At 36.3% G+C, this 25,450-nt stretch carries 23 protein-coding genes; 9 read left to right on the forward strand and 14 right to left on the reverse strand.

Going from position 1 to position 25,450, the window contains the following annotated elements; genetic code table 11:
* Positions 1–17 precede the first annotated feature (17 nt).
* From ABDZ97_RS09455 to ABDZ97_RS09480, 6 genes are read right to left on the reverse strand one after another with little or no spacing between them, the layout of a single operon-like run.
* Complete coding sequence (locus tag ABDZ97_RS09455) at positions 18–1,475, reverse strand: type I restriction-modification system subunit M (protein ID WP_343786923.1); 1,458 nt, start codon at positions 1,473–1,475, stop codon at positions 18–20.
* Positions 1,476–1,489: 14 nt separating this feature from the next.
* Positions 1,490–2,386, reverse strand: coding sequence for a hypothetical protein (locus ABDZ97_RS09460; protein WP_343786925.1), 897 nt, complete (start codon positions 2,384–2,386; stop codon positions 1,490–1,492).
* A complete protein-coding gene (locus ABDZ97_RS09465) occupies positions 2,383–3,990 on the reverse strand; it encodes an AAA family ATPase (RefSeq protein WP_343786927.1) in 1,608 nt (535 codons plus the stop codon). Before ABDZ97_RS09465 ends, ABDZ97_RS09460 begins: the two co-directional genes overlap by 4 nt.
* Positions 3,977–5,734 (reverse strand): restriction endonuclease subunit S, encoded by a 1,758-nt coding sequence (locus ABDZ97_RS09470; RefSeq protein WP_343786929.1) that lies wholly within the window; start codon positions 5,732–5,734, stop codon positions 3,977–3,979. Before ABDZ97_RS09470 ends, ABDZ97_RS09465 begins: the two co-directional genes overlap by 14 nt.
* Position 5,735: 1 nt before the next feature.
* A complete protein-coding gene (locus tag ABDZ97_RS09475) occupies positions 5,736–6,515 on the reverse strand; it encodes a nucleotidyl transferase AbiEii/AbiGii toxin family protein (protein WP_343786931.1) in 780 nt (259 codons plus the stop codon).
* Positions 6,512–7,321 (reverse strand): type IV toxin-antitoxin system AbiEi family antitoxin domain-containing protein, encoded by an 810-nt coding sequence (locus tag ABDZ97_RS09480; RefSeq protein ID WP_343786933.1) that lies wholly within the window; start codon positions 7,319–7,321, stop codon positions 6,512–6,514. Before ABDZ97_RS09480 ends, ABDZ97_RS09475 begins: the two co-directional genes overlap by 4 nt.
* Positions 7,322–7,603: 282 nt before the next feature.
* On the opposite strand from ABDZ97_RS09480, the gene ABDZ97_RS09485 reads away from it, so the two are divergent.
* Together ABDZ97_RS09485 and ABDZ97_RS09490 are read left to right on the forward strand one after the other, a co-directional pair.
* Entirely contained in the window at positions 7,604–7,891 is a 288-nt protein-coding gene (locus tag ABDZ97_RS09485) for an HU family DNA-binding protein (RefSeq protein ID WP_486389566.1), read from the forward strand.
* Positions 7,892–7,939: 48 nt separating this feature from the next.
* Positions 7,940–8,107, forward strand: coding sequence for a hypothetical protein (locus ABDZ97_RS09490; protein ID WP_343786935.1), 168 nt, complete (start codon positions 7,940–7,942; stop codon positions 8,105–8,107).
* 747 nt (positions 8,108–8,854) lie between these two features.
* Here ABDZ97_RS09490 and ABDZ97_RS09495 read toward each other — a convergent pair.
* A complete protein-coding gene (locus ABDZ97_RS09495) occupies positions 8,855–11,161 on the reverse strand; it encodes a hypothetical protein (RefSeq protein ID WP_343786937.1) in 2,307 nt (768 codons plus the stop codon).
* Between the two features lie 2 nt (positions 11,162–11,163).
* Positions 11,164–11,385 (reverse strand): helix-turn-helix domain-containing protein, encoded by a 222-nt coding sequence (locus ABDZ97_RS09500; protein WP_343786939.1) that lies wholly within the window; start codon positions 11,383–11,385, stop codon positions 11,164–11,166.
* A gap of 136 nt (positions 11,386–11,521) precedes the next feature.
* Between ABDZ97_RS09500 and ABDZ97_RS09505 the strand changes: the two genes are divergently transcribed.
* Complete coding sequence (locus ABDZ97_RS09505; protein WP_343786941.1) at positions 11,522–11,731, forward strand: hypothetical protein; 210 nt, start codon at positions 11,522–11,524, stop codon at positions 11,729–11,731.
* 663 nt (positions 11,732–12,394) lie between these two features.
* Here ABDZ97_RS09505 and ABDZ97_RS09510 read toward each other — a convergent pair.
* The 6 genes from ABDZ97_RS09510 to ABDZ97_RS09535 form a co-directional block, all read right to left on the reverse strand.
* A complete protein-coding gene (locus ABDZ97_RS09510; protein WP_343786943.1) occupies positions 12,395–15,691 on the reverse strand; it encodes a P-loop NTPase fold protein in 3,297 nt (1,098 codons plus the stop codon).
* Positions 15,692–16,000: 309 nt separating this feature from the next.
* Positions 16,001–16,264 carry a hypothetical protein gene (locus ABDZ97_RS09515; RefSeq protein ID WP_343786945.1) on the reverse strand — a complete coding sequence of 88 codons (264 nt, stop codon included), beginning with the start codon at positions 16,262–16,264 and terminating at the stop codon, positions 16,001–16,003.
* A gap of 107 nt (positions 16,265–16,371) precedes the next feature.
* The gene (locus tag ABDZ97_RS09520; protein ID WP_343786947.1) at positions 16,372–17,388 is read right to left on the reverse strand and encodes a ChbG/HpnK family deacetylase; all 1,017 of its coding nucleotides are present in this window, start codon (positions 17,386–17,388) and stop codon (positions 16,372–16,374) included.
* Between the two features lie 81 nt (positions 17,389–17,469).
* The gene (locus ABDZ97_RS09525; protein ID WP_343786949.1) at positions 17,470–17,724 is read right to left on the reverse strand and encodes a DUF6327 family protein; all 255 of its coding nucleotides are present in this window, start codon (positions 17,722–17,724) and stop codon (positions 17,470–17,472) included.
* A gap of 10 nt (positions 17,725–17,734) precedes the next feature.
* Positions 17,735–18,085, reverse strand: coding sequence for a competence protein (locus ABDZ97_RS09530; RefSeq protein WP_343786952.1), 351 nt, complete (start codon positions 18,083–18,085; stop codon positions 17,735–17,737).
* A gap of 9 nt (positions 18,086–18,094) precedes the next feature.
* Positions 18,095–18,418, reverse strand: a complete 324-nt coding sequence (locus ABDZ97_RS09535) for a YtxH domain-containing protein (protein WP_343786954.1) — start codon at positions 18,416–18,418, stop codon at positions 18,095–18,097.
* Positions 18,419–18,918: 500 nt separating this feature from the next.
* Here ABDZ97_RS09535 and ABDZ97_RS09540 point away from each other — a divergent pair, with 500 nt between their 5' ends.
* The 6 genes from ABDZ97_RS09540 to ABDZ97_RS09565 all read left to right on the forward strand — a co-directional run bounded on the left by ABDZ97_RS09540 (position 18,919) and on the right by ABDZ97_RS09565 (position 25,441).
* Entirely contained in the window at positions 18,919–19,452 is a 534-nt protein-coding gene (locus ABDZ97_RS09540) for a hypothetical protein (protein ID WP_343786956.1), read from the forward strand.
* A 122-nt stretch (positions 19,453–19,574) separates the two neighbouring features.
* Positions 19,575–19,910, forward strand: a complete 336-nt coding sequence (locus ABDZ97_RS09545) for a PadR family transcriptional regulator (protein ID WP_343786959.1) — start codon at positions 19,575–19,577, stop codon at positions 19,908–19,910.
* On the forward strand, positions 19,907–21,424 hold the full coding sequence (locus ABDZ97_RS09550) for a PspC domain-containing protein (RefSeq protein WP_343786961.1): 1,518 nt from the start codon (positions 19,907–19,909) through the stop codon (positions 21,422–21,424). The genes ABDZ97_RS09545 and ABDZ97_RS09550 overlap by 4 nt, the downstream gene beginning before the upstream one ends.
* A gap of 136 nt (positions 21,425–21,560) precedes the next feature.
* Complete coding sequence (locus tag ABDZ97_RS09555) at positions 21,561–23,582, forward strand: BatA domain-containing protein (RefSeq protein ID WP_343786963.1); 2,022 nt, start codon at positions 21,561–21,563, stop codon at positions 23,580–23,582.
* A gap of 37 nt (positions 23,583–23,619) precedes the next feature.
* Positions 23,620–24,894 (forward strand): dihydroorotase, encoded by a 1,275-nt coding sequence (locus ABDZ97_RS09560; protein WP_343786965.1) that lies wholly within the window; start codon positions 23,620–23,622, stop codon positions 24,892–24,894.
* On the forward strand, positions 24,887–25,441 hold the full coding sequence (locus tag ABDZ97_RS09565; protein ID WP_343786967.1) for a class I SAM-dependent methyltransferase: 555 nt from the start codon (positions 24,887–24,889) through the stop codon (positions 25,439–25,441). Before ABDZ97_RS09560 ends, ABDZ97_RS09565 begins: the two co-directional genes overlap by 8 nt.
* Positions 25,442–25,450: the final 9 nt, after the last annotated feature.

Raw genomic sequence — 25,450 nt, forward strand, 5'->3', positions numbered from 1 at the left:
CAAAACGTTTTGTAGTTCTAATTCAACGAATCCTTAATCGTTCTAAAATTGGCTAAAGCACTTTCGATGTTCTCAATGATATCGTCAATCAGCACTTCCGGATCAGGCAGATTGTCCAAATCAATTAGATTATCATCTTTAAGCCAGAATATATCCAGGTTAGTTTTGTCCCTTTCGATAATCTCTTCATAAATATATTTACGCCAGCGACCGGTTTCATTTTCTTCATCCCAGGTTTCTATTCTTTCCGAAATATTATCAGCTTTATAGCATTGTATAAAATCCTCTAGATGCTCAAATTTTAATGGATTCTTTTTAGGAGTGTGCCTAATATTTGTTCGGTAATCGTAAATCCAAACTTCTTTCGTTGCGGGAGTATTTGATTCAGATTCTTTTTGGAAAAATAATACATTTGATTTCACACCCTGGGCATAAAAAATTCCAGTAGGAAGTCTAAGAATTGTATGCAAATTAGTGTTTTCAAGAAGTTTTTTCCGGATTGTCTCACCAGCACCGCCTTCAAACAATACATTATCAGGTAATACTACTGCGGCTCTTCCAAGCTTTTTCAACATTGTCACAATGTGCTGCAAGAAAGAAAGCTGTTTATTGCTTGTAGTTACCCAAAAATCTTTTCTTAAGAAGTAACCATCCTTTTCAGCTTGCTTTTTATCTGTAGTTGGTATATCGCTACTGCTGATCCCAAATGGAGGGTTAGCGAGTACTATGTCAACTTTTTCCGATTCTAAAACTTCTCCGTCTATTCTCTTTAAACTATCCGTAACTTCTATTTCAGGAGTTTCTTTTAAATCACCGACGCCATGCAAAAAGAGGTTCATCAAACAAAGACGAGCAGTAGCTTTCTCGATTTCCCAACCTTTAAATGTATGAAACTTCAAAAATTCCTGCTGAGGTTTGGTTAGTTTAGTTTTTCCTAAATGATTCAGAACTCCTAAGAAGAAACCACCTGTGCCACATGAAGGATCTGCAACCGTTTCTTTAGGTTTAGGCTGGATACATTCAACCATTGCATTAATTACCGATCTTGGTGTAAAATATTGACCGGCTCCACTGTTTTCAGCATTCTTTTGTAATAGGGATTCATAAATTTCCCCTTTTACATCTATTTCCTGTGAGGTCCAGTCTTCTTCATCAATTAGATTGATTAACCTCTTAAGCTTAACTGAGTCGTGTATTTTGTTTAATGCCCCGGCAAATATTTTGCTTAGCATACCACCTGAATTAGAAAGCTTTTTTAATATTGATTCGTATGTTTCAATTATTTGACCAGATGATTTTAATTCCTGCCAGTCACAACCATCAGGAATTTGATATTGGTTTTTATTTTCATCCGCCATTTTAAGAAACAGCAAGTAAGTAAGCTGTTCCAAATAATCTCCATATCCCAATCCGTCATCACGAAGGGTATCACAAAATGACCAAATTTTTGCTACTAATATGTTTGTTGATGCCATTATTTCTCAATTTATTATATTAATACTCGTTCTACATCTTTAAGCCAGCTATATTCATCGTCTTTAATTTTTTCTTTCACAAAATTTCTTACGATCATTGAATAAGGCTCAGTGTATTTCGAGTAGTTATGTAGAAGTAGAAAACATTCATCTATTTTCTCATCTCTTCTTACAGGATCATTGATATTGTTTTTTATATAATTATGTGCTTTTTTCACTGCCATTTCACAATTTGACCAAATCTTACTTCTGCCTCTACGCAGCGGAGTATGATCCAAACCGTAAAATTTTATAGAAAGTGTAGCTTTTTTATTATACAAGGGATTGTCTTCTTCATTATAAGTGGGGTAAGGATCTCCATTTTGATCAAAGGATATTAATGTTACATCTCTTGGCTTTAGAGGATCAATAAGAAGTGGTCTTTCGCAATCACATTCCTCATCTCCTGTTTGAGCCAAGCCATCACCATCCAATGGAAAGAAATTTCCTTTACCGTAAACCTCATTTCCTGTATCAAACCTATCCTTTCTCAGTTTATTCACCAATGAACCCGCTAAACGAAAGTTATTCCAACTATATGAAAGCCACCAATAACCATCTTCAAGAATTACTGCTCCTTCTTCGGACTTGGATTCAGCCTTAGGTCGAAAGTGTTCTATTTCCCATTCACTAGAATTCTCTGGGGCTTCAGAATACCAACATTTATGGCCGGATAATTCGGATAATGCCGGATATAATTCTCTCCAAATATTATTTCTAGACCAATACTCACTTCTTTGCTTTTTGGTCATTGGACGAATATCATTTAAACATTGCTCTGCTCGCTGAACCCATTCATCAAAGCTACCAACATGGTTTCCTTCAAGAGTGTCGAACTTCGCTCTTAAATCAGATAAATTTATTACTCTCATGACAGTCCATCTTTTTGAATTAATTTTAGAACACGTTCTGCTGCTTTAGTACTTTCTTCGGCTAATAACTGTTTTTCTGATTCGGTTAATTCAGTCTTACCAAAAGCTTCCAATTTTGACATCTCGGCTAAGTATGCTTTAAACCACTTGTCTTCGACCTCTTCATAGAAACCATAATCTTCTAAGTCTGCTTTTAATTTCTGATACTCATCATATTCAACCTCATCTAATTTCTCTCTCATTAAACGACCTTGTAAGTATCTTTTACGATTTAATTTTTCCTGAGTTTTTTTATCCAATATTGTAGGAAGGCCAAACAAAGGGCTAGTTAATATCCCTGCCACACCAAGACCTTTGGGGCTTACATCTGGTTCTGTTACTTCAGTATTATAATCAGCATCTCTTTTAAACACTCTCACTTGTTCTTTCTCCATACCACCTATAACTAATGGGTCATGCGTACAAAAAACAATTTGAGTTTTAGCAGATTTACTCACTACATTTTCCAAAAATTCAAGGTATTTCCATTTCCATAATGGATTCAAATGTGTATCAGGTTCATCGAGTAGAATAAGTGCTTCATCATCTTTTGTAAATTTAAGCAAACCAAGAACTGTGATCAATTGCTTTTCACCCTCACTAAGCTCACCCATAGCTAATTCACCTTCTACATGTTCTTTTAGAACTTTTATCCTCACATCCTGATCTTCTACCAATTCGGAATAATGAAGGCTACATAAAGCATTAAACAAAGTAATTTTGTTGTCATATTTCATTTCGACAAATGCCCTGATAGCTTCTTTGTCTTTAAGAAATAGAAAAAGCCTGTTTAGCGTTTCTCTTTTGTTTAATGCTCCTCTTACAGTTTCTTTGTAAAACATTGGTACAATAGAAAAATTCCATAAATCTTCAATGAATCGGCGTACCAAGCCTGCTGTATTCCAAAAATGATCCGCGTCTTTCCGAGATTTAGACCAATTGGGTTGTTTCAACATGAAAAGGGCTGAGCCAAAATCTACTATGTTGAGTTCTTTTTTTAAGAAATCTATAGTTTCTTTCTCTCTTTCATCAAATAAATAAAAAGCAATTAAAGCAAAACTTGCATGGATTGGCTCCACTAAGAAAATACGAGGCATTTCTTTAAAATCCTCATATTTGGATGTTGGATCCATCATTTTTTTAAATTGCTGAAGTTTGTGATCTGCGTACAAAGATCTTAAGCGTTCGCTCAATCCCGAATAATAGACAAAAACATGGCTAGGCAAATACTCATTTTTATTTTTGAAAAACTGTGCTTTTGATTTCAACTTTTCGCCATCAATAGAAAAAGCATATCCTTTTTCTACAGAATAATCAACCTCTATACTCTTATCCCGACACGTATAATTAATAGTATATTCAAAAGATTGACTTTGCTTATGCAATATTGGAGCTCTTTCTAAGTCTAAGTCCCTAAAGATTATAACTAACGCTTCCATAAAGTTAGATTTACCAGTAGCATTCAATCCAAGCAATACTGTCTCCATAGAGCTTTTACCGAAATCAAAATGAAAATCTTCCAGATTCTTGAACCTACTTTTTATATGTACGTTATTTATTTTCATCTTTTAAAGTTAAAAGTGATTCTGTCTTAGTTTTCAACTCATCAATTTGATGGTAGATTTCTTTTATTTCACTGTAAAATCGTTCAATATCGCCATCACTCGTAGATTTTTCCCAAAGTTCTTGAGCTGATATTGGTGAATTAGATTCCTTCAAAATTTCAAGGATAGTTTTCTTTTCTTCCATTTCTTTCTTTTGTTTGGGTTTACTACGGTTCAATTCTTTTTGATTTTCAAGATATAATCTTTTTTCCTCTTGTATGTCGTCTAACAGTTTTTCTATAGATTCATTTGAAGTATAGGTAACTAACCTGCCCTCAAATGCCTTTTTTAATATAGAATGTTTTAGAGCAATAATTTCATTTAAAACATTATCAACCGTTTTTTCTAAATTATTTGTTAGTGTGAATTGATTTTCAATTATTTGAATTATTTGAAATTGTTCTTCTTTAGATGGGATTGCTACAGGAGTCTGACGAATATTACCCATAGATAAAGATGGTTGGGCAACAGCTTTTGCCGTTGCCAGCAATAGTTTTTTACCTCTATGGGATTGATAAAAATACTCCAGAAACTTAGTATTTATTTCCTTATACGGTCTAGCTATTGCTATGTTTGGCCCGAGAAAGAATTTGTGTCCTTGTGGAGTTGTAGCTACATTTCCGACTCCTGCTCCAACGAATACAATTATTAATTCATCACCATTAAGTTTGGATCTTTTTAAATGTTCTACTGACTCAGCTACTACTTTGGAATATATTGTTTTTTTAAATCCACCTTGTCCTACGTTTTCCGCTTTGATGACAGGTAAATCTCCTTTTTCCGTGTACTTAACATATTCTGTATACTCAAATCCAGCAAGTTTTGTTACAAATGATATTAATCCAAGTTGTGTCCATTGCCATTCTTTTGGTAATTGCCATTTTCTATGTATCTGCTCATCCGTTGGTTTATCTGGAACAATGGGCTTACTCGGTCTTGAAGGTCTTTGACCTTCTTTTGTCTCTTTCCATTTTTTTAGAGAATTTTGCCACTCTAATAACTCTAAATCATATTTAGTTTGACGTTCTTTTTCTATGTTATGAATCAGCTGTTTCGCTGAAAGTTTAATACTATTTTCTCTACGCCATTTTTCAGTTAATTTACCGGAAAATGCTTGGTTTAATAGTACTTGTCTATAAATTCTCAAACCTTTATTAGCTTTTTCTAATACTTTTTCTGCTTCATCAAGTTTACTAAATAGTGATTCTATTTGAGTAGCGATCAGATTTTGTTCATCTAATGGTGCTATTAAGAATGGAAGATTACCGAATTTACTTTTATTCAAAATAGCTACAGTTGTTGCAGAAGCGTTAGACCTAATCGAATTTTGAAATTGTTGACTGATTATTTGATAATAAAAAAAGAGAGTATTGCTTAAAATAGGAAGAACACCATTAATTTGTTGATTAAATGCTCCTTCTTTTGAAATAATACCCGATTTTCCTAAAGATCCAATGCACGTAATAAGAATACTATTCTTCGGAAGTATCCTTGAATACTCTTTACCTAGCTCAGACAATCTATCTTTAGAGTCTTTGACATAGTCTTCATTTAAATCAGATGGTTTATAAAAAGGCACATCTCCATTAAAATATGCTTTATTATTAGTTGGTGGCGTGTTACCTGTTACTATAATAGCAACGTCATCCAGTCGAACTAGTTTCCAACCATTTGGCAAATCATATTTTTCTTGTTGTTCTTTCATGTTAAATCTTTTCCAAAAGATTTGTTTTTACAAATTCGTATGCTTCATTTATATCGTATGCAATTCCACTTCTTAGCAATCCGTTCATATCACCTATAAAATCTGCATCTTCAATTTTCTTTTCCATATTTTCCAAAAATTCTTTTTGTGTAACGGCATTGCCTTCCTCATTCATATAGTGTTTGAACGCTTCAACTACCTTATCTACGTTGACCGCTGCATTATTCAAAGCATACCACAAATCAAATAAATCACGTCCTTTCTTCCTTTGGTATAAAGCTCTTAGCTTGGTTGCCAATAGTTCATCCAAACCATAGGTTGGAACTAGAACTTCTCCGTTGTCCCATTCAGAATCCAATTTTACAGGAATATCTTGTAAGCCATATACCGAAAAATGCTCTCTGGTATTGACTTCTATTTTTAGTTTTATGGGCACATCATCTTCCGAAAGAATACTGTACACAATGGTATTGTTATGTTCTTTCTGTTTTATTTTAGGTTTCCCTAAGAAGGAAAGCTGTTCCCGAATCTTATCAATGATTACACCGAATGGTTCTGCTTTGACTTGCACCAAATCAATGTCTTCTGAATATCTTGCTGCCGGAAACAAAAACAATTTATGTAGGGCTGTTCCTCCACGAAATGCCAAACGTTCCCGGATAAAATCATCCTGGAATAACGCAATCAGCGATCGATGTATGATCAAATCCTGCTCCACCTGGTAGTTTTCCTGCCAGGGAGCCTGCTTTCGCCACGCGGTTATGTACGACTGTGGTATCATATATCGGCTTCTATTTCGATGTTTGGCACCACCTTCCAACGGTTGCCGGTGATCCTGTTTCCAGGCTTCTTTTTTTGAGGGCGCAATAAAGTTGGATAATGTCCAACAGATTCAAGGTAATTGTACAAAGCATTACTTAATTCGTTTTCATCCAATACACATTCCAACACGTATCCCAAACGCTGAATTACCGATATTTCGTTGTATTCCCTGGCGGTTGCTACTAATTTTTCGGGGTGTATTTCTTCTTTCAGCTCTTCAAGGACAGTAGCGACCCGGTTAAAGCCTCCGACCTCATTATAATAACTGACCAAATCCAAGGCGGTCAGTTCCGGAGATGAGATATGGATATACCCCGTATCTACTTTTTTCTTTGCGATATCGTTTTTATTCCAGAATTTTTTAATGTAAAAATGAATACTCACTTTGTCGTTTTTAATAGGTCGCAAAGCTATCCCCTCTGTAATTATGGAATAGTTTTGAGGCTGCTGATGGGCGGCACCGTAATAGGCCGCGGCGTTTAATAAACCGACATAATAATCGCGGTTCAAAAACTTCATCAGATCATTTACGTACAAACTGGTCGGGATAATGCCTTTGGCCCTGTATTCGGGAGGAACGATAACATAAAACCCCCTGCGCACCATGACCACGGATTCCTGATTTTTGAGTCGTTGTAAGGTCTTCTTCAGCGCGTTTTCAGACACCCCTAATTGGCTGTGCAATCCTTCGGTAGTAAAGCTATACGTACCTTTTGCCCTTTGTTGATCGATAAAGGCGTCTAAATATTTGTATTGCTCTGCCATTTTTTAGTAACTGATTGCGATACGGGTTTTATTTCAGCTCTTTTTGCAGTTACAAACTTATATTTTTGTATCCTCAACACCAAGCTTTTCAATCGTTATTTTGATGCTCTGAATATGTTGTATATTGCGTTACAGGTCTAAATCCTTCCTTTTATGCAATTAAAAACACAATAAAGGATATTGAAAAATGATAATATGCTAAGGCTTCCGGGACAATAAAAACGGCATGTTCTGCCTTATTTTTCGTATCTTTAACGAAAGAAATTCGCATTCGTTCACCCTATTAAATCTACGACCATGACCCAAAAAGAACTTATCGAACAACTGGCAAAGCGTACACAGACTACTAAAGCCCAAGCCAAAAGAAACCTCGAAGCCCTTTCGGAAATTCTCACGGAAGCCCTGCAAAACGGCGAGCGTATTAAACTACCCGGTTTGGGAACGTTTGACATTCAGAAATCAGCTGCCCGAAAAGGCCGCAATCCACGTACCGGAGAGCCGTTACAAATAGCTGCTAAGAATAAAGTGCGTTTCAAAGCCGGCTCCGAATTATCCGGAAAAGTCTACTAAGACAGGCACATGAAGTAGTATTAGGGCGTGCCCCCTGCCCTGTTTTAGATGGGAACAAAGGAGGGGTCAGGGGTCGGGCTATCCGCTGTATCTTTTGTTCCTGCCTCACAAAAGGATGCCGCTGCTATCCCTCACGCACTCAAAATACGTAAAGCCCTGCCCTACCCAAAGCCCCGCCTGGCTTCACCTATTTTTCCTTATAAAAGCGGTATGTAAAGGTTAAAATGGGAGAATCTGGATGTACCCATTTGCAATCTCAACCGGGCGGTATAAAAAACAAACCCCTGTAAGTCACTCCCCATTTCAACCCTTACATGAAGCGGTTGTTTAAATAAAAAAACTTTACCCTCTCCCTGAAAAATCAAAGCCCCAAAGCTACTTAACATAACGCTAGTACATTATAGGACAAAACGATATGAATTTATTATTGAGGTTTATCGTTTGTCAGCTATAATGCATATTATGTCAGTCCGCCAGCTGGCGGAACGCCTTCGGTAAATAGCACGATTCTCGTTGAGGTGTTTTGATCCTATAATTAGACGTTATATTAAATAGCCGCGCGGCCAGCGCAGTTATTGCAGTAGAATTTTAAAAACCACCTGACGGAAATTTGGTTTTAAAAATATCTGCTTTGCAATCTTTTCCGACGCACAGCCTCCCGCAGGTTTTTCCCATAAGGCTCCAACTTTTATTCTTTTCCAGGGAATTGATTTATGGCGTTCTTTTCAGGGAGATTTCCACCTTTTTTCATTGCCAAAAAAGGTGGAGCCAAAAAGTCTAGGCCTGTACACGTAAAGCTTGAAAACTAGCACTGCATTCCACTGTTCGCACCCCAACTCACCACGCTGTTACCGTATTTTTCGGATGAAAAATCCGACAGCTGAGCTCAAACAGGGGTTAAACGACGTTCCATTCCGCTTGTTTTCTACACTTTTCGCGTAAGGGCCAGTTTAGATCTGGGTTCTAATTCCAATAAGCAAGTAATCTAGAAGGTACAGAAAATGTCATGTCTTTTAATTCTTCTCCGTTTTCGATAGGGCGAAATATAACATATCTCTCACCGTCTCCTATTAGAAATTCATCTTCTACTAGAACTCCAACCGGATAATTGTCTGCTGTAGTAAATGGAAATTCAATTTTGACCTTATCCCCTTTTCTCCAATGAGGATCGATAACGGATTTCCGATGAAGTTCACTTTTAACGGCAAATTCTTGTTCCATGTGTTTAATTTGTATCCCTTTCACAAGATTTCCTCTCTTGTCAAATAAAGGATCAATAATTGGAAACATTCCATCAGCAAAACAGCTTCTCATAAAACCATCAAAATCAACATCAGTTTGTAGAATTTGTAATTCAACTTCATTTGAATCCATATCAATACCAAGATTTTTCCATGTCTCGAAAATTGAACCAAAAGCAAGAGGATCTGAAATTATTGGTACGATATTATTAAGATTTAATATTGATTCGTCTTCGTAACTTCTTACAAGACACATTGGTGCATAGAAATTTATATGTTCGTCTCTTTTTTCAAGAAGTTTACTGTACTTGTCAGTTTCGACTGTTTCAATTTCAATAATCGTTTCATCTGCGTCCTTTAATTCTAACAATTGGCTGTAATTACCGAAAGAATTTTTCTGTGAGGTGAATGCCATTGGGTTACCATCATCCTTAGCCTTTTTAACAGATTCGGTCATTTGTAAGGCTGCTAATTCAGCATCAGTTTTATTGAAGCGATGAATCCTCCCTCGATCAGTCATATGTATTGTGGATCCGTCAGACATGTTGAATTTTATACAATAACCATAATCTCTAAATTCTTTATTATCACTACTCCAAAGAATCATTTTATCCTGATTTTGCATGAAGGGATTGTTCTTAAGTTGATTGATCATTCCTTGCCCTTTCATCAAACATCTAGCCCACTCTTTAAAATCAAACTCTTGAAGATATTTATCTTTAGTGGCTTCACTCTTTAGAGTTCCAGTTAAACCCAAAACTCGATCAACAACCCTTAAGCATTTAGAATGAACAGCACCCATTGCTGGTTTTGTTTCTATATCAGATATTTCTACAAGAACACTACCGCTTGGATTCAGAGGTTTATCACAATGCAAACATTTTAAAATATCGGTGTTTTTTGATTGTAAATCAAGCAGATATTTTCTGTGTAGTTCTGCACCATTCGTATTCTCTGCTTCATCAATTCCATTAGCAGGAAGAATTGCAATCTTTTTTTCCGAAAGCCGAAGTTTGTCCTGGTTTTCTGAAATGAATCTTTCTAGTCCTGAAAATGTTGCTGCGCGATGAATTATTTTCCACTCCTCGCCATTTTCAAGAATAACTTTGTCGCCACGAAACTTATGTTTAATCTTTCCGTCGTCAGAAAACCGGAATAGTTCAACAATTAATAAGTCAGCTTCTTCAACAAAAGATTCTATTAGGAGAACTTCTTTCGCTACAGGAAAGTAGCCTTGTTGAATAATTTCGGTTTTGAGAAGTTCTTCTAACTCGCTTGTATTTTTAGATTCCTCCCTTTTAGGATCTATCTTGTAGCGATGTAGAATCTCTTCAAGAGCTTTCTTATTTATCGATTGTCTTTTTCTTGCATATTCAAGACTGTTTGATATGAGCATTTTCCAGACAAGAACTGAATCAAGCATCTGTTCACTATTTAAAAGTATTAGTGCTACTTGTTCATTTGGCTTTCCCTGTTCAATATCAATACTACTTATGTAGACTTTTTTTGCAAATTCAATAAAATCATTTTCCGATGCTTTTTTCTTCGATTGAATTTCAAAAATGGTATTAAAAATGCTCTTGAACTTGTCCAGTGCTTCCTTTTCTGATTGGTTCAAAGGATTTGAAGAAAATGAAGAATCATTTAGTCTGATCGATTCCGTGATCTTTGCAAAATCTTGAGTGACTGAACGAGAACTCTGAGGTGATGTAGCTAAGATGAAATGATCATTTAGGTTACGTTTTAAAAACTGGGTAATAAATTGATTAATTGTCTTGTACAGATCAGTTCCCTCTTCAGTTTGAAGTGAAAGAGACCTTTTGATCTGCAAATAGAAAGAACCGTTGTTGCTAATGAGTTTTAAATCATCTATTGGATCATCGGTTTCAAAGTGTATACTTTCAATCAGCAAAGGGCGATCTAACCCAAAAGTCGGAGATAAATCAAACTTTGTGTATAGTGCAGCTAAGGCAAGCGCTGCAATTCTTTGCTGATAATTGATTCCGGAATTAGTGGCTGCTCCTCCCATTCTTAATTTTCTCTAATGAGTTTCAAATCCTTACAAACATCTTTCAACAACTCGCAAGGATCAACATCAATTGCCAACGCGATCAAATACAATTCATCTACCCGCAATTTCGTACTGGCATTATTCGTCAGTTCGCTCAATCGTGTTTTACTAATTCCTGTTTTCCGGGAAACGTCTGAACGGTTTACTGATTTACGGGAAAGAAATAATCCTAATTCGGTCATTATTGTCTGTTTTTCTGAACATAAATCTACCAAAACAGAACAATTTTTCCGAAAACCTGAAAAACAATTTGGAATTTTATCCGAAATTCGATACGTTTGTTTAGAAAATCGGATAAATAGTTTTAAAAATAAGAATATGTCAACACGAACTTATACCAAAGCAGATCTTGAAGAATTGGTTTACTGTCAATTGGAAAACCTAAATGCAATGCACGATTTAATCGGTATTATGAAATATCAGAATGAATTGTTAGAGAACGCCAATAAAAAGTTGAAGGAAGAAATCACGGATTTCAAAGAACGCCATGTAAAATATCCTACTCGACGAAATCGGAGTAGTAAATAAGGTTTGGAAAAGAAGAATAAAAGTTGGAGCCTTTTTGAAATGAGGTAAAACCTTACAGTCCTCCTCTCCTATTGGAATTTGTCGGTCTGATACCAAAGCTATATTAACATAACGCAATAACATTATAGGACAAAACAATAGAAAGTCGCAAAAACAGCGGTAAATCGTTTGTCAGCTATAATTATATTATGTTAAATAGTAGCTCCGTCCTTGGAATATAGCTTTGTAGTTCATTCTCTTGGGAATTTATGACATCGTTTCTATGGAGCCGGAATTTTGTCCTATAATTTGACATTATGTGTAAATAGCCGCACGCCCGCGCTGTGGGTTTTCCGGAACGTTTACTTTTATCATAAAAGTTACAGATTATGAGATATACAATGTGTATCGTACAAGGCCAACGCTCGCCAACGCGCATTTGATTTTTTGCCACCGCGCAGTAAAGCCTTTTTTATTTAAAGATTGAGAAACTAACTCGAGGGTACGTTTGACGATAGATAACTAAAGAAAAATAGGTGGTCTTTTCTATTAACCTCTAGCCTATTCATTTTAATTGTAATCCCTCGTTCTCCAAATTCACAAACATGATTCATATCAGACTTTGGTTATAATAAAATTAATCATTTACTTTTTGTTATCATCATCATCTTCTTATTCAGGCTTTTACGTCTCCTTATCCTTATTTACTGTAGCAATTCTCTTCTTTAGACTTAGCTGATCAATCAGGTAAGTTTTAATATCAGGACTTTCAATGTTCTCGATGTTATTTACCACAGTCGTCTTTGCATCCTCAATATATTTTTTGGACTTCAAAGCAGTTTCTATGAAAAAGACATAGTTTTTCTCAAAAATTAGATTTATTGAAGGTTTTGACTCAAAAATGTAGTCTAAAAGTTTATATGTAACTAAATCCGGGTTTTCTCCCAAATCCCCTACTTTGATCAAAGGGTTAATGAAAAGATCAATTTTTTTATACCCAATATTTGAAGGATTCTCTAAGACCTTGTCTCTAACTCGTGCAAATATACCTTTAACTTTAGTCTCTTCTAACAGTTTAATAAGTGTTTGAATAAACCATGTATTCAACTCATCTTCATGTTCCTCTTCAATTACATACATCATGTAGTCATCAAAAGCACTGTAAAAACTATCGCTAAATTGAGTTAACTTGTTTTTATCTAATAAGTTTTCAATAATTAAATAATCTCTGTTCGAACTTTTGAATGCCTCCAAAAGTTCCTCCTTACTCAACCCATCGACATAGTCTTTAGCGTCTGCGGTTACTTTCTTAATTATTGATAAGTCATCCATTCCTATGAGAGTTAAAAACTCACTGTCTAAAGAATCAAACATTGAAGATTCATAATGACTTTGCCAAGAATTCAATCTTTTGACAAAACTGGTTACGTTATCAATGTTCTTTGGAAATACCGATCCAGAGATATCTCCAAAATTTGATAAAACCCAATTTAAATTCAATTGTGAAAAGGAATTTGGATTATCAGTTAAATTAACGACAATAGCTTTTAACAAGTCGTATTGTTTTGCATCACCTGATTCTGTAATCAACTTGATTAGGTCTCCATAGCTAATATAGCATTCGATCAATTTGGAGAATTCTTCAACTCTGCTAATGTCGATTGAAGAAAGTGTGTTACCAAAAGTAGCCTGCTGAAAGGCATTGTTAAAATCGCTTATTGCAATACAAATAAGATCAGGGAACAATTTTGCATCAAAATTGGTCTCAGTGAGCTGACTATAGACATTTTGAGAGAGTTTTAGATTCAAGGGACTTGCATTCAGAACCTGTAACACTTCAATTATTTGAGCGATATGGCTTCCTTCCTTATAATTTTTTTCAAACAATTTCTTTCTTAAATCATCTGATAATCGATTTAAATCATAATCGTCCTTTATTATTTCAAACAACCAATTCCATGAAGAAATGCCATCTACTTCAATTCCTGATTCAGAATAGAAAAAATCAATCACTTTTTCTTCAGGACAGGTAATATTAAGCTCCTTATAATCTTCCCGTTCATTCTCAATCATATCTACAAACGGAGAATTATCGAATTCAACCTTCGGTAAGTGTTGCTTCCAGTTATAATCAGGAACGTGTTCATTCATAAACTTTCTGAATCTAACTACTTCATTGTAATAATCCTTTTGCGTAGAATCTTCTTCAACATTTATTCTTTTAGATAAACCTTCGAATAATGCTTTCAAAAATGGTTTTCTTTTGTTCTCTTTAATATTCTTAGCTACCCATCCGTATTCATCTTTGAATGACGAAAATTCTTTTTCAGAGCTTAATAAATGATCAGCAAAATGTTCCCAATACCCTAATACTACATTTGAAGGAAGATCCCCTTCTATACAACCTAGTACCTTGACAAGATGCTTTCTTTTAGTCGGGTAGTCAACATCTTTATACGCTTGATCAAAGTATTTAAAAAATACGCTATGACGTTTAGATGATTCTATAAATTCAGTTTCCCCGTTTCGGATAGATTGCGTCAATTCTCTTTTTAACAATATTTCATCGGCTTTAGACCTATCAACATTATAGACTAAAGTCGCCATCACATTATCTAGATCGTCATCATTTGTAAACAACGCAGCACTATTGTCCAAGTAGTCTCTTGATAAGACATTCTTAGCGGGGTCTAGCAAAATTTCATCTTTAGTCCTTATGAATAGTCCCAAGTACCTAAATTTTATTTCACCTGCATCCACTTCGTTTCTCCACTGTTTGTATAAGGAAACTAATTGGTTTACGTAGTTAATTATTTGCCTCGGCTTTATTGTTCCTTCATTTGTATTCCGGTCAAAAACTTCCTTCAAATAAGTGATTTCATCATGTGGAATCGTATTTGCGCCGAATGCTTGTTCTAACTTTTCTTCAAGTAATTTGTCCCACGCACTAACGATCGGAGGTGATACTCTAAAACTTATAGAGAATGTCTTTTCAATGAATCCATTTCCCGTTTCAACGTTTCCTGTATTTGCATGGTCATGTGCTTCAGCTAATTTCTGTTTATCATAAGGCACGATGACCCAAATTTTGTCATAATTATGTTCTGCAAAAAAAGTATGTATTGATGACCAAAGTGCTTTTATTTTATCTCGGTCTAATCTATCTAAGTTGTCAAAAACGACAATTACTTTCTTATCCTTTAAATCCTTTTCAATTTCGTCAAAATATGCTCTAAATTGTCTCACTGAAGGTTCGTGATCCACAATGTTTTCAAACTCGTGAGATTCAATATTTTTACCACTTAACCAGAAAAAAACTTTCCCCACAATTTGATTATGAGTGAGTTTATTTTCTCGAGTTTTATTAGCATTCAACTCTTTTTTATACTCTCTCAAGGCTAGGTAGAGTCCCCAAATTATAAGAATTGAAGGAAGAAGGTAAATGGCAATTAACGGCTTGAATACCCCCAAATCGAATGAAGTAAATAAATCTTCATCTTTTAAAACATTTTCATAGAACCCACTCAACCCGGTTAGGAGGAGAATTCCGATAGACAGTAGAACCCAGTAAATCTTGAACTTCGGAAAAGTTTGTTTCGTGCTTCGAGATTTTTTCGCTAATAATTCATCGGTTTTTGTTAACCACTTTTCTTCATCAGTCAAAAATTTATTTTCGGTCAATTCGGAAATTATTTGCTCCAAGAAAATTCGTCGTGTTAAGTCTTCCTGATAGCCCCAAGCATCAAATACAAAGGTGTAATATTCCTGTTCACCAAGTTCCTTTTTAAGAATTTCAATGACATTGGATTTACCAGATCCCCACTCCCCTTCTAGCCCTATTATTTTCTTATCAAGTTTGTTGTCCTTTATTAGATCTCGAATAATTTGAGCTACTTTGGTTTGGGACTGCCCTTCAATTTTATCCTGTCCGTCAGGTTTACTTGAAAGGAATTTGGGTTCTATCTTTTTCGTTTTACTCATGAGTAGTAGATTTATTTTTGGGAAAAATATTATATAAGTGCATAAAATATTTACGTTTAATTGGATGTAAATATGGAAGAACTAAAATTATTGACTAGGTATACTAACATATACGTGAATATAAATACTCATTTTTATTTGTATACTAATCTTATTCCTGCAAGTGGGTAGTTGTCAGCTGTAAAAGTATAATTAATTTCAAAAATCACAAATTATTCTATTTGAGTTTTTAACTTTTTTCGGTTTTTTATTTTTCTATGAATCTCTTGTACAAATAAATGATCAACAGCATACAAACCAACTTCCCTCCTATTCGTTTAACTCACAAATCTTGATTGTTTTGAGATCGTCATCTTCGTAGAAATTACTTTCCTGATTACAAAGATCAATGATGGTAGAGTAGCTGGTATGAACATTCTTTTTGTATTCAATGGAATAGTTAGAAAAAGTGGTGTCATGGGGTGTTACGGACTTGTCAATATCTGTTCTATTGCACGTACAGGTATAATCCTTGCTGCAGGAAATAGATAGGCTACTAAGAATAACGACCAGTAGAAGAAGTTGTGGTTTCATTTTTCTGCTTTAGAAATGGAGATCAAATATAAAGTATTACTTCATTTCTCCATTCATGTAAATCATAAAATAGAAGTAATTCTTTATGGATCTGTTACTAACAATAGTTATCCCTTTTTCAGGATGATTTCTTTCGCTTCTTTCCAGAGTGCCATTTCACAATCTTTTTTCTGCATGTATCGTTCAATAACTTTTTGATTATCACGGAGAGAGCGATATTCCAGTGTACGACCGTCAAAATAACGGGGGTCGACTCCATTATAGTAAGGAAGTGCATCGGTTCCGGAGTAATCCAGTATTTTCCCTTTGCGGACATGAAACATAAATTCGACAAGTGTTGTAGACCTGCTCTCCCCTGCCTCTTCAATCATTTTTTTGAGTTTTCTCTTTTTTCGATTGATAACAATTCGTGCATCTCTAGGATCAAAATCATCCCACAGATGATTCACTTCGTAATGTCGGTTATCCATATAATCTGTAGAGAGAAAAGTAAGTTGTTCCTGAGGGAAATAACCATTCTTTCGCAGTTGATAGGCTTTACTGATCCGATCCTTATCGGCCTGGGAAATCTTGCGTAGAAGATTTTGGAATACGTAATAAAACCAACTGTTGGATTCCGGAATTGACTTCGTGTTTCGGATGGGCAAATTTAATTCATTGGCAAGTCGTACATAAGCTCGTGTATATTGCGGATAGAACCATAATGCATCATGGTGATTGGACATATGTGTTACTTTTGACCCCAGTTCGCGGTCATCGAGCAGAATTTGTGCCTGTGCTTTTAATTCATTGTAAATAGCCTCTTCGGTAGCTCCTCCACCAAGATCCCGGTACGAAACAAATTGTCCTTTTTCGTCAAGAATAGATAGAAGTCCGTCCTGTTGTGTCAAGGGCTTCCCGGATGTTATGGTAAGGTGTATTCCCAGTTCAATAGGGTTTCCGGAAGCTTTGGTTTGCTCAACCATCTGGTGAGTATTATAAAGACTATTTGCTCCTTCTTTACCATAATTGGTAAGAACTTCAGCCGAGTTAAGAATCCCTCTGTTTACAAGGTCAGCTATAGCATTATCAATCTGAGGAACAATTCCGGCATCATCAGCGGAAAAGATGATTTTAGTATTCATTGTTTTAAGGTATTGGTTTTCAATATACCCAAAACTAATTGAATTCGATTAATAATGCGGTAGATCTGAATAAAAAAAACATCACCTCCCCATCCATCTGAACACCGCTTTAATTAGCAAAGGAGCGACGCTTTGAAGTGTTAAGCGAAAAAATGAGAAACGGGTTCCTGAAGAATTGCTAATAGCTCCATCAATAAGATTGGGAAGGGTCAGGTCGTTTTTTAACTTAGTGACTCCCTGCCGGGCTTTATAATAGTGAATTTTACGTTCGATATCCAGAATTTGAAGATCCCGGTTTATCTCTTCGTAAGAAGTATATACTCTTTTGTTACTCATAAAAATGTGATCAATCGTTAAAGAAAATTTCCGAAAAACGTCGTAGAATTCGTCCTTCTACAATTTGTGGACGAATAAGCGCAACAAGTAAGGTTAAAACCAAATAGCCTCCTGCTACGATCAGAAAACCATACCAGTAACTGTCTAAAGCTTTTCCGATAACAAGTGCCAAAGCAACGGATGCAAAGAGTAGGAAAAACAAAAGAAAAACAGCCACCAGTAAAAATTTGAAGATCATTGTTGTGGACTGCATCAGTACTTTAAATCCCCAGAGTTTGTAATAAGCAATATTACTATCGATAAGTGATTTTGTATTTTCCTGAATTTGATCCAGATCTTCTTTTATTTCTTCAAATGCCATACAGGTAAATTACTTTTTTGCTACTTCTTTTTTTAACGCTGCCAATTTAGCTTCTAGGATCTCTATTACGTCCTCTGTTTTATCTTTCCCTTCTGAAACTAATTTGTCCAGTGATTCGTCAAAACGACTTTCTGTCTGATTTACCTTTTCTTTCAGCATGGCAATGAGATCTTCATACTTGTCCGAAAGGTCTTCTTTACCTTTATCAAATTTGTCTTTGATTTTTTTTCGGGTTTCAGAGCCCTTGTCCGGTGCAAACAAAACCCCTACTCCCACTCCTATTGCTACTCCTGATAATAATGCAATAAGTGTATCTGTTGTGTGATTTGACATAATTTTGTTGTTTTAGAATGAATATTCCCTTTGAAAATAAGAGGATTCTCTGTAAAAAGCAAGAAATACGCCCGGGAAACAAACCTTTTTTACAAATTTTAACGAAGCTATTCTTTGCGTAGGATCAGATTTGTTATTGTGTAAGAGGTTTCCCAAATAGCCTTATTTTGTCTACTTCTATCTCTCTGTTTTCAGGCGAAAAACATAAGGTAATCGACTATTTTTCAGTAGGTAATCATTGTGGTCGATGTTGTATTAAGATTAATCTAGTATTATATTTTATTAATCTATTGAATGCTTGTTTTTGTCTAAAAAAACAGATTTTTTATTAAACAATGTTGCGAGATCGATGAAAGGAACTTATCTTTGTGTCAGGTTTAGTTGTAAAAGGTAGGTTAGGTTACATTGGAGAGTTGACGCCCGTTGACTCTCCTTTGTTTTTTTAGTGAAAACTGACAGATATCAACTTTTACTTGCAAATACAATGATAATTTTCGGGAATGGCATTTAATAAATTAGACCACTCACTGGAAGGTGAATTCCTCCCCCGTTTCCGACTGCGCATAGCAGAAGAGAAAACAGCAATCTTTGATAAGATTAAGGAGGAGGCTACTATAGAAACGACTGTTTCTGGCACATTTGCAGAAAATTATGTCATCCTTCGGATTCCGAAATATGAAAGACATTATTGGTCTCCAGAATTACAAATTCAATCCATAAGAAGTGAGGAAAATAATGCTTCCATATTGCGTTGTGTCATCGGACCGGCTCAATCAGTATGGCTTATGTTTACCTTTTTCTATTCAATAACTATTCTGTTGACTGTTTTTGGTGGTATGTTTGGTATGATTCAATATTCAGTTGCCAGGACTTCAGCTTTTTTGTGGTTCTGGCCTGTGGGAATTGTTCTTTTGATTGTCTTGTTTGCTGTATCGAAAGCCGGACAACGAAAAGCCCGCAATCAAACCCTGCATTTAGTTAGTTTTCTCTTGCATGCCCTTGAAAAAGAGTATGAAGTAACTCGCATTGAATAATTTTTTTATTATTTAAATTATTGTTTATCAGTTGTTTGGTATTTGTACTATAAAATTTTATAGTACCTTGTATTGCATAGTATTATCTTTTGTTTATATCTTTGTGATAAATAATAGTAGGTATGAATGTAGAGAACACGAAAGCACAAATGAGGAAAGGGATACTGGAACTCTGTATTTTGGCAATTCTCAAAAACAATGAATCGTACCCCTCTGAAATAATCGAAGAACTGAAAAAGAATAAACTGATTATCGTAGAAGGAACATTGTATCCATTGTTGACCAGATTGAAGAATGCAGATCTCCTCTCCTACCGTTGGGAGGAATCTACCAGCGGTCCACCACGTAAATACTATGCTTTAACCAGCAAAGGCGATCAGTTCCTTGAAGAGTTAAAGATGACCTGGGAAGAGCTTTCAGGGGCAGTAAATCACAGTTTAAAATCAACAAAATCATGAATAAGACAGTTTCTTGCAATATAAGTGGCATCATTTTTAACCTGGAAGAAAATGCGTATGCTACATTGAATACTTATTTGACAAACCTCAGGACACACCTTCGAAATGTAGAGGGAAGCGATGAGATTTATGCAGATATAGAGTCCAGAATTGCTGAATTATTCAGTGGTAAACTGGGTGTTTCAAAAGAAGTCATCACAGAAGCAGATGTTGATGAAGTGATCCGAATCCTGGGAAATCCGGAAGAGTATATTGATGAAGATGCAGAAGAGTCCGAAGGGCAAAATAAAGAAAAGGAGACTAAAAGATCTGAGTCTGCTAAAGTATTTATGCGTGACCCCGATAATGGAGTTATTGCTGGGGTTTGTACAGGAATTTCTGCTTATTTCGGGGTTGACCTTACACTTGTGAGAGGTTTATTTGTCTTACTTTTCTTTCTTACCGGATTTGGTCTCGGGTTGTACATTGTTTTGTGGATTATAGCTCCCCGGGCAAATTCCTCTGCGGATAAATTGAGAATGAGAGGTAAGCCGATCAATATAGACAGTATTAAACGAGAAGTGCATGAAGCAGCAGAAAGAGTAGAACGCTATTCTAAAAGCAAAGCAACTCGTCAGAAGTTTGAAACGGTTAAAGATCGAACCAATCGTTTTGGAAGAGCATTGGGGAGTATTATAGGATTGTTTTTGATTATAGGAGCTGCTTTCGGAATTATCACGTTTTTGACGGTTACGCTCACGGAAGTAGGAATCTTTTCTTCTGATGATGGAGAACGCTTGATTTCTCTTTATGAGTTCAGTGATGTGATTTTTCGTTCCGATTTCCAGAGTTTTCTTGGTTGGACAGGATTGCTGGGCACGGTTCTTATTCCCATGATTGCTTTTATTATTATGGGAATGATTATGCTACTTCACATTCGTAGTCAATGGAGTAAATATGTGTTCATTCTATTGACGATTTTCTGGTTTGTTTCTATCGGAATACTTACTGTAACCGGATTGCAGGTCGGGAGTGAATTCAGTAGCTACAAGGAAATTGATGAATCAATTGGACAGGTAGCTTCATCTAAATTGGTCATCAATGTACCTGAGGTATATGGTTCTGATATAGGTAAAGTACTTGAGATCGATGATGAAGAATTCAGTAACCGGATTCAAATGGAAGATGAGAATATTAAAAGTGGGTTTGTGGCATTAAAATTTGTGCCTTCGGAAGATTCTTTATTCCATATAAAGACCGTAAAAAGTTCGTATGGAATTACTAGTAAGAAAGCATTGTCACTAAGTAATAATATTATACACGATGTTCACCTGGATAGCAATCAATTGACTGTTTATCCGTACTACCTCTTCCCTGCTGATGATAAATTAAGAGGACAACATGTTCAGGTATATGTGGCGGTGCCTGTTGGAGGCGAGATAGACTGGAAAGGAAATAAAAAGCAGTTGAATATTTCCAACCGATCCAGTAAAATCGAATTTGAAACCAGAACGGTTGAAGTCGATATTGATTAGTAACTTTTTTCATGTAACATAGCAAAGCAAGCGAATGGGGACACAAGAGATTGAGTCCCCGTTTGTTTTTTAAGATTTTAAGTCTGTACTCCGAATCCCTGTTTTTCGATAAACTTTTCTGTCTATATTTGTCCGTATGAGCTTTTTGTACCCACAGTTTCTTTTTGCATTTGGAGTTCTGGCTATTCCTTTAATTCTTCATTTGTTTCATCTGCGAAAGTTCAAGGTATTTTATTTTTCTTCTATAAGCTTTCTTCAGGAACTGGATACAACTTCAAAGTCAACACGTAATTTACGCCGTTTACTGGTTTTAATAATGCGATTATTAGCTTTCTCTGCATTAATACTGGCTTTTGCTCAGCCTTATTTCCCGGAAGAAATTACCCCTGTTAAAACAGATCGTGTTCGGGTTGTTTTCATTGATAATTCGCAAAGCATGGCGGCCAAAGGGGTTGAAGGAGAACTGTTAAGTCAGGCTAAAACTACAGCTTTGGAGTTGGTGAAGAAGGATAAACCCGGAACCCGGTATTTTGTTTTTACCAATGATTTTTCTGCAGAAGAACTTCACCCGATGTCTCAGCCGGATGCGATTGACTATTTAGAGAATATTGAGTATTCTGCTCATAGCCGTTCTTCAGAGTTTATATTCAGGTCCATTGCTTCTTCTCTGTCGGATGCAGGAATGGAGGGAAATGTTTTTGTTTTTAGTGATGCGCAAAAATCCCAATGGAGTGATCCGGTTCAGGATTCACTTGCTTTGGATGTACGTTTTATCAGGTTAGCAGCTCAACTGGTTAGTAATAAAAGTATTGATTCGGTATGGTTGAGTACACCTGTGCATCGCTTAAATGCTCCGTATGAGATTAATGTTAGGATTGTAAATCATTCTGATTCAGATATTAACTCGCTTCCTGTTAAAGTGAAAGTGAATGAGTCTGAACAACAATTTACGGCGGAATTTAATGGAAAGAAAGAAACGGTTTTATCGCTGAATTATTCTGCTACTTCGCCGGGATATAATGAAATACGGGTCGAGATTGACGATGAACAATTGTTCTTTGATGATGTAATGTATGCCACGTTTAACGTCAGAAACGAACAATCGGTAGGAATTATAAACGGAGAGCAGGAAACCAGCAATGTTTCGCTCGTGTATGAACTGGATGCGTATTATCGCTTGTCAACCTGGGATTCCAACCAAATTTTGTATCAGGAAGTCGATAAAGTGGACGTATTGGTTGTCAATGAAGTAAAACAGGTTGACAGAGCACTCTCCGAAGGTATTAAGAGGTTACTTGACAGAGGCGGTGCCGTTGTGTTGATTCCGTCAGGAAAACCTGATTTTTCTTCCTGGAATGAGCTTTTAGCAGGATTGGAAATGCCGGTAATGCAGAAAAAAGATTCTCTTACGGCTTCGTTGGATAAGATTCACACACATCCGTTTTTCGATGGTGTTTTTGATACAAAGAATCCATCCATACAAATTCCGGTTAAGAGAAGTAGTAGTCTGATTACTTCCGGAAGTCGTTCTATGCCACTACTCTCCTATTCAGACGGTTCGTCTTTTATGAACGTTTCTACAAAATACGGAAATCGCCTCTTTACATTTAGTCCCGAATTAAACCGATCGAACCGATCGCTGCTGAACAGTGATTTGTTTAGTGCTTTATTCCTTCGAATCGCGGAGTTTTCGGGAGGAAATGCCCCTCTTTACCTAACAGCCGGAATCCCTTCTTCGTACACCGTGCAAACTATCAAAACAACTGAAAGTCCGGTTCGGGTTTCAGGGAATGAAACCGGTTTCATTCCCCGACAGGACAGGAACAACGAACAGACTGTTTTATATTTTTCAGGTGGTGATGATGAAAAGGCATTGCGTGCCGGAATATACGATTTGAAGCAGGACGAAACAGTGATTGGAAGACTGGCGGTGAATACGAACCGGGAAGAATCCGACCCTACAGTTTTGTCGGCAGAAGATTTAACGGTATTAGCAACAAATTCCGGATTACATTCTTTCAAAGTAAGTGAAATAAGTGAATCGGAAGAAATTCATCGTTTGGAAGGACAAAAAGACACGGAATTATGGAGAATTCTATTAATTTTGGCACTATTGTTCTTTATGGCGGAAATGGCTGTCTTGAAATTTGTAAAATAAAGGACATAATGAATGATCTGATACAGAATTAGCGTAAATGAGAATCCTGATAAAACAAGCAAAGGTTCTGGACAAGACCTCCTCGCTTCACGGCAAAACAACTGATATACTGGTTGTAGACGGAGTAATCTCCGAAATAGCAGAAAACATACAATCTGAAGCTGATTTTAGTTTAAATTTTCCAAATCTTCATATTTCAAAGGGTTGGTTTGATCTGAAAGCACATTTCTGTGATCCGGGAGAGGAACACAAAGAAACTATTCAGACGGGGTTACGTGCTGCCGAATCAGGTGGATACACACACGTTGCCTTACTACCTTCAACTGTACCGGCGGTTTCTAATAAAGCCCAGGTTGAATATGTTATCGGAAAATCAGATTTCTCAGCTGTTTCAGTTCTTCCTATGGGAACGCTGACTGAGGGAATGAAAGGAGAAAATCTGGCTGAGCTATACGATATGTTCCAAAGCGGAGCAGGATTCTTTACAGATGATACGAAACATGTGAGTTCGGGAATTTTGTACAGAGGTTTACTTTATGTTCAGAACTTTGGCGGTAGAATCATCAGCTTTGCGAATGATTCAGGACTTTCCAAAGGAGGTATGGTAAATGAAGGACGTGCGAGTACGCTTACCGGACTAAAAGCTATTCCGTCTATTTCGGAAGCCATTCAGATTGAACGGGATCTCCGGTTAGTGGAATATACGGGAGGTGAACTTCATTTTACGGGTATTTCAACCGAAGAAGGAGTTCGTTTGATTGCAGAAGCCAAATCCAAAGGACTGCGCGTAACAGCAGATGTTCACGCCAATCATTTGGTATTCAATGAAGAATCGGTTATCGGATTTGATAGTAATTTTAAAGTAATGCCACCTTACAGACGCGAAACAGATCGTGTAGCGTTATGGAAAGGATTACAAGACGGAACGCTGGATGCAATTGTATCAGATCACCGTCCATACGATAAAGAAGAAAAAGACCTTGAATTTGATCATGCAGGCTTTGGAAATATTGCCTTACAAACTGTATTTGCATCTCTTTCTTCTGCTCCGGAATTTGATCTGGAGTTGGTAATTGAGAAGCTTACAAACGGACCACGTTCCGTACACGGATCAGATTCAGGAGAATTGAAAACAGGTAGTTCGGCTGATCTCACGGCTTTTATTCCGGATGAAAAATGGATATTCGATCGGGATACCAATTGCAGTAAATGCGATAATACACCGTTTTTAGGAGAAGAACTTACAGGGAGACCTGTAGCAATTTTTAATAAAGGACAATTTGTCCGCATCAAAGACCAGGCAGATGAGTAAAAAAGATTTTTTCAAAGCTTTTTTTACGTCGAGAAAAGTAACAGGATCAGTGGTTCCCAGCAGTCGTTTTTTAACAGGGAAAATGTTGGAAACAGTTGATTTTGGAAGTGCACGTTGTATAGTAGAATTAGGTCCGGGAACAGGAGTTTTTACAAAAGAAATCCTGAAACGAATGCAACCGGATGCCAAACTGCTTGTAGTTGAATTAAATGATACGTTTGTAGATAATTTAAAGCAATTGATAGATGACCCGAGAGTGGTTATTATTCACGGATCCGCTGAAAATATTGGAGAATATATCCGCGAACAGGGGTTTGAAAGAGCCGATTTTATTATTTCAAGTCTACCGTTGACAACGATTCCACAGGAAATCAGACAAAGTATTTTGAAAAAAGCCTACGAATTTTTAAAAGAAGGGGGGCAATTTATCCAGTTTCAGTATTCAATGCACCAGCGAAAAAACCTGAAACAATTGTATCGCAAACTGGAATTAGCCTATACTCCGTTGAACTTCCCTCCTGCTTTTGTATATCGTTGCACAAAGTAGACGGATACT

It is taken from the genome of Wandonia haliotis (genome assembly GCF_039523435.1).
Taxonomy (GTDB): Bacteria; Bacteroidota; Bacteroidia; order Flavobacteriales_D; family Crocinitomicaceae; genus Wandonia; species Wandonia haliotis.

Excerpts from the sequence above, each read along its gene's own strand:
- ABDZ97_RS09555 (WP_343786963.1), top strand. The coding sequence starts at position 21,561 with ATGAGCTTTTTGTACCCACAGTTTCTTTTTGCATTTGGAGTTCTGGCT.
- ABDZ97_RS09540 (WP_343786956.1), top strand. The coding sequence starts at position 18,919 with ATGGCATTTAATAAATTAGACCACTCACTGGAAGGTGAATTCCTCCCC.
- ABDZ97_RS09565 (WP_343786967.1), top strand. The coding sequence starts at position 24,887 with ATGAGTAAAAAAGATTTTTTCAAAGCTTTTTTTACGTCGAGAAAAGTA.
- ABDZ97_RS09545 (WP_343786959.1), top strand. The coding sequence starts at position 19,575 with ATGAATGTAGAGAACACGAAAGCACAAATGAGGAAAGGGATACTGGAA.
- ABDZ97_RS09460 (WP_343786925.1), bottom strand. The coding sequence starts at position 2,386 with ATGAGAGTAATAAATTTATCTGATTTAAGAGCGAAGTTCGACACTCTT.
- ABDZ97_RS09465 (WP_343786927.1), bottom strand. The coding sequence starts at position 3,990 with ATGAAAATAAATAACGTACATATAAAAAGTAGGTTCAAGAATCTGGAA.
- ABDZ97_RS09535 (WP_343786954.1), bottom strand. The coding sequence starts at position 18,418 with ATGTCAAATCACACAACAGATACACTTATTGCATTATTATCAGGAGTA.
- ABDZ97_RS09550 (WP_343786961.1), top strand. The coding sequence starts at position 19,907 with ATGAATAAGACAGTTTCTTGCAATATAAGTGGCATCATTTTTAACCTG.
- ABDZ97_RS09525 (WP_343786949.1), bottom strand. The coding sequence starts at position 17,724 with ATGAGTAACAAAAGAGTATATACTTCTTACGAAGAGATAAACCGGGAT.
- ABDZ97_RS09480 (WP_343786933.1), bottom strand. The coding sequence starts at position 7,321 with ATGGCAGAGCAATACAAATATTTAGACGCCTTTATCGATCAACAAAGG.
- ABDZ97_RS09530 (WP_343786952.1), bottom strand. The coding sequence starts at position 18,085 with ATGGCATTTGAAGAAATAAAAGAAGATCTGGATCAAATTCAGGAAAAT.
- ABDZ97_RS09560 (WP_343786965.1), top strand. The coding sequence starts at position 23,620 with ATGAGAATCCTGATAAAACAAGCAAAGGTTCTGGACAAGACCTCCTCG.
- ABDZ97_RS09475 (WP_343786931.1), bottom strand. The coding sequence starts at position 6,515 with ATGATACCACAGTCGTACATAACCGCGTGGCGAAAGCAGGCTCCCTGG.
- ABDZ97_RS09470 (WP_343786929.1), bottom strand. The coding sequence starts at position 5,734 with ATGAAAGAACAACAAGAAAAATATGATTTGCCAAATGGTTGGAAACTA.
- ABDZ97_RS09520 (WP_343786947.1), bottom strand. The coding sequence starts at position 17,388 with ATGAATACTAAAATCATCTTTTCCGCTGATGATGCCGGAATTGTTCCT.
- ABDZ97_RS09505 (WP_343786941.1), top strand. The coding sequence starts at position 11,522 with ATGTCAACACGAACTTATACCAAAGCAGATCTTGAAGAATTGGTTTAC.
- ABDZ97_RS09495 (WP_343786937.1), bottom strand. The coding sequence starts at position 11,161 with ATGGGAGGAGCAGCCACTAATTCCGGAATCAATTATCAGCAAAGAATT.
- ABDZ97_RS09500 (WP_343786939.1), bottom strand. The coding sequence starts at position 11,385 with ATGACCGAATTAGGATTATTTCTTTCCCGTAAATCAGTAAACCGTTCA.
- ABDZ97_RS09455 (WP_343786923.1), bottom strand. The coding sequence starts at position 1,475 with ATGGCATCAACAAACATATTAGTAGCAAAAATTTGGTCATTTTGTGAT.
- ABDZ97_RS09490 (WP_343786935.1), top strand. The coding sequence starts at position 7,940 with ATGGGAACAAAGGAGGGGTCAGGGGTCGGGCTATCCGCTGTATCTTTT.
- ABDZ97_RS09510 (WP_343786943.1), bottom strand. The coding sequence starts at position 15,691 with ATGAGTAAAACGAAAAAGATAGAACCCAAATTCCTTTCAAGTAAACCT.
- ABDZ97_RS09515 (WP_343786945.1), bottom strand. The coding sequence starts at position 16,264 with ATGAAACCACAACTTCTTCTACTGGTCGTTATTCTTAGTAGCCTATCT.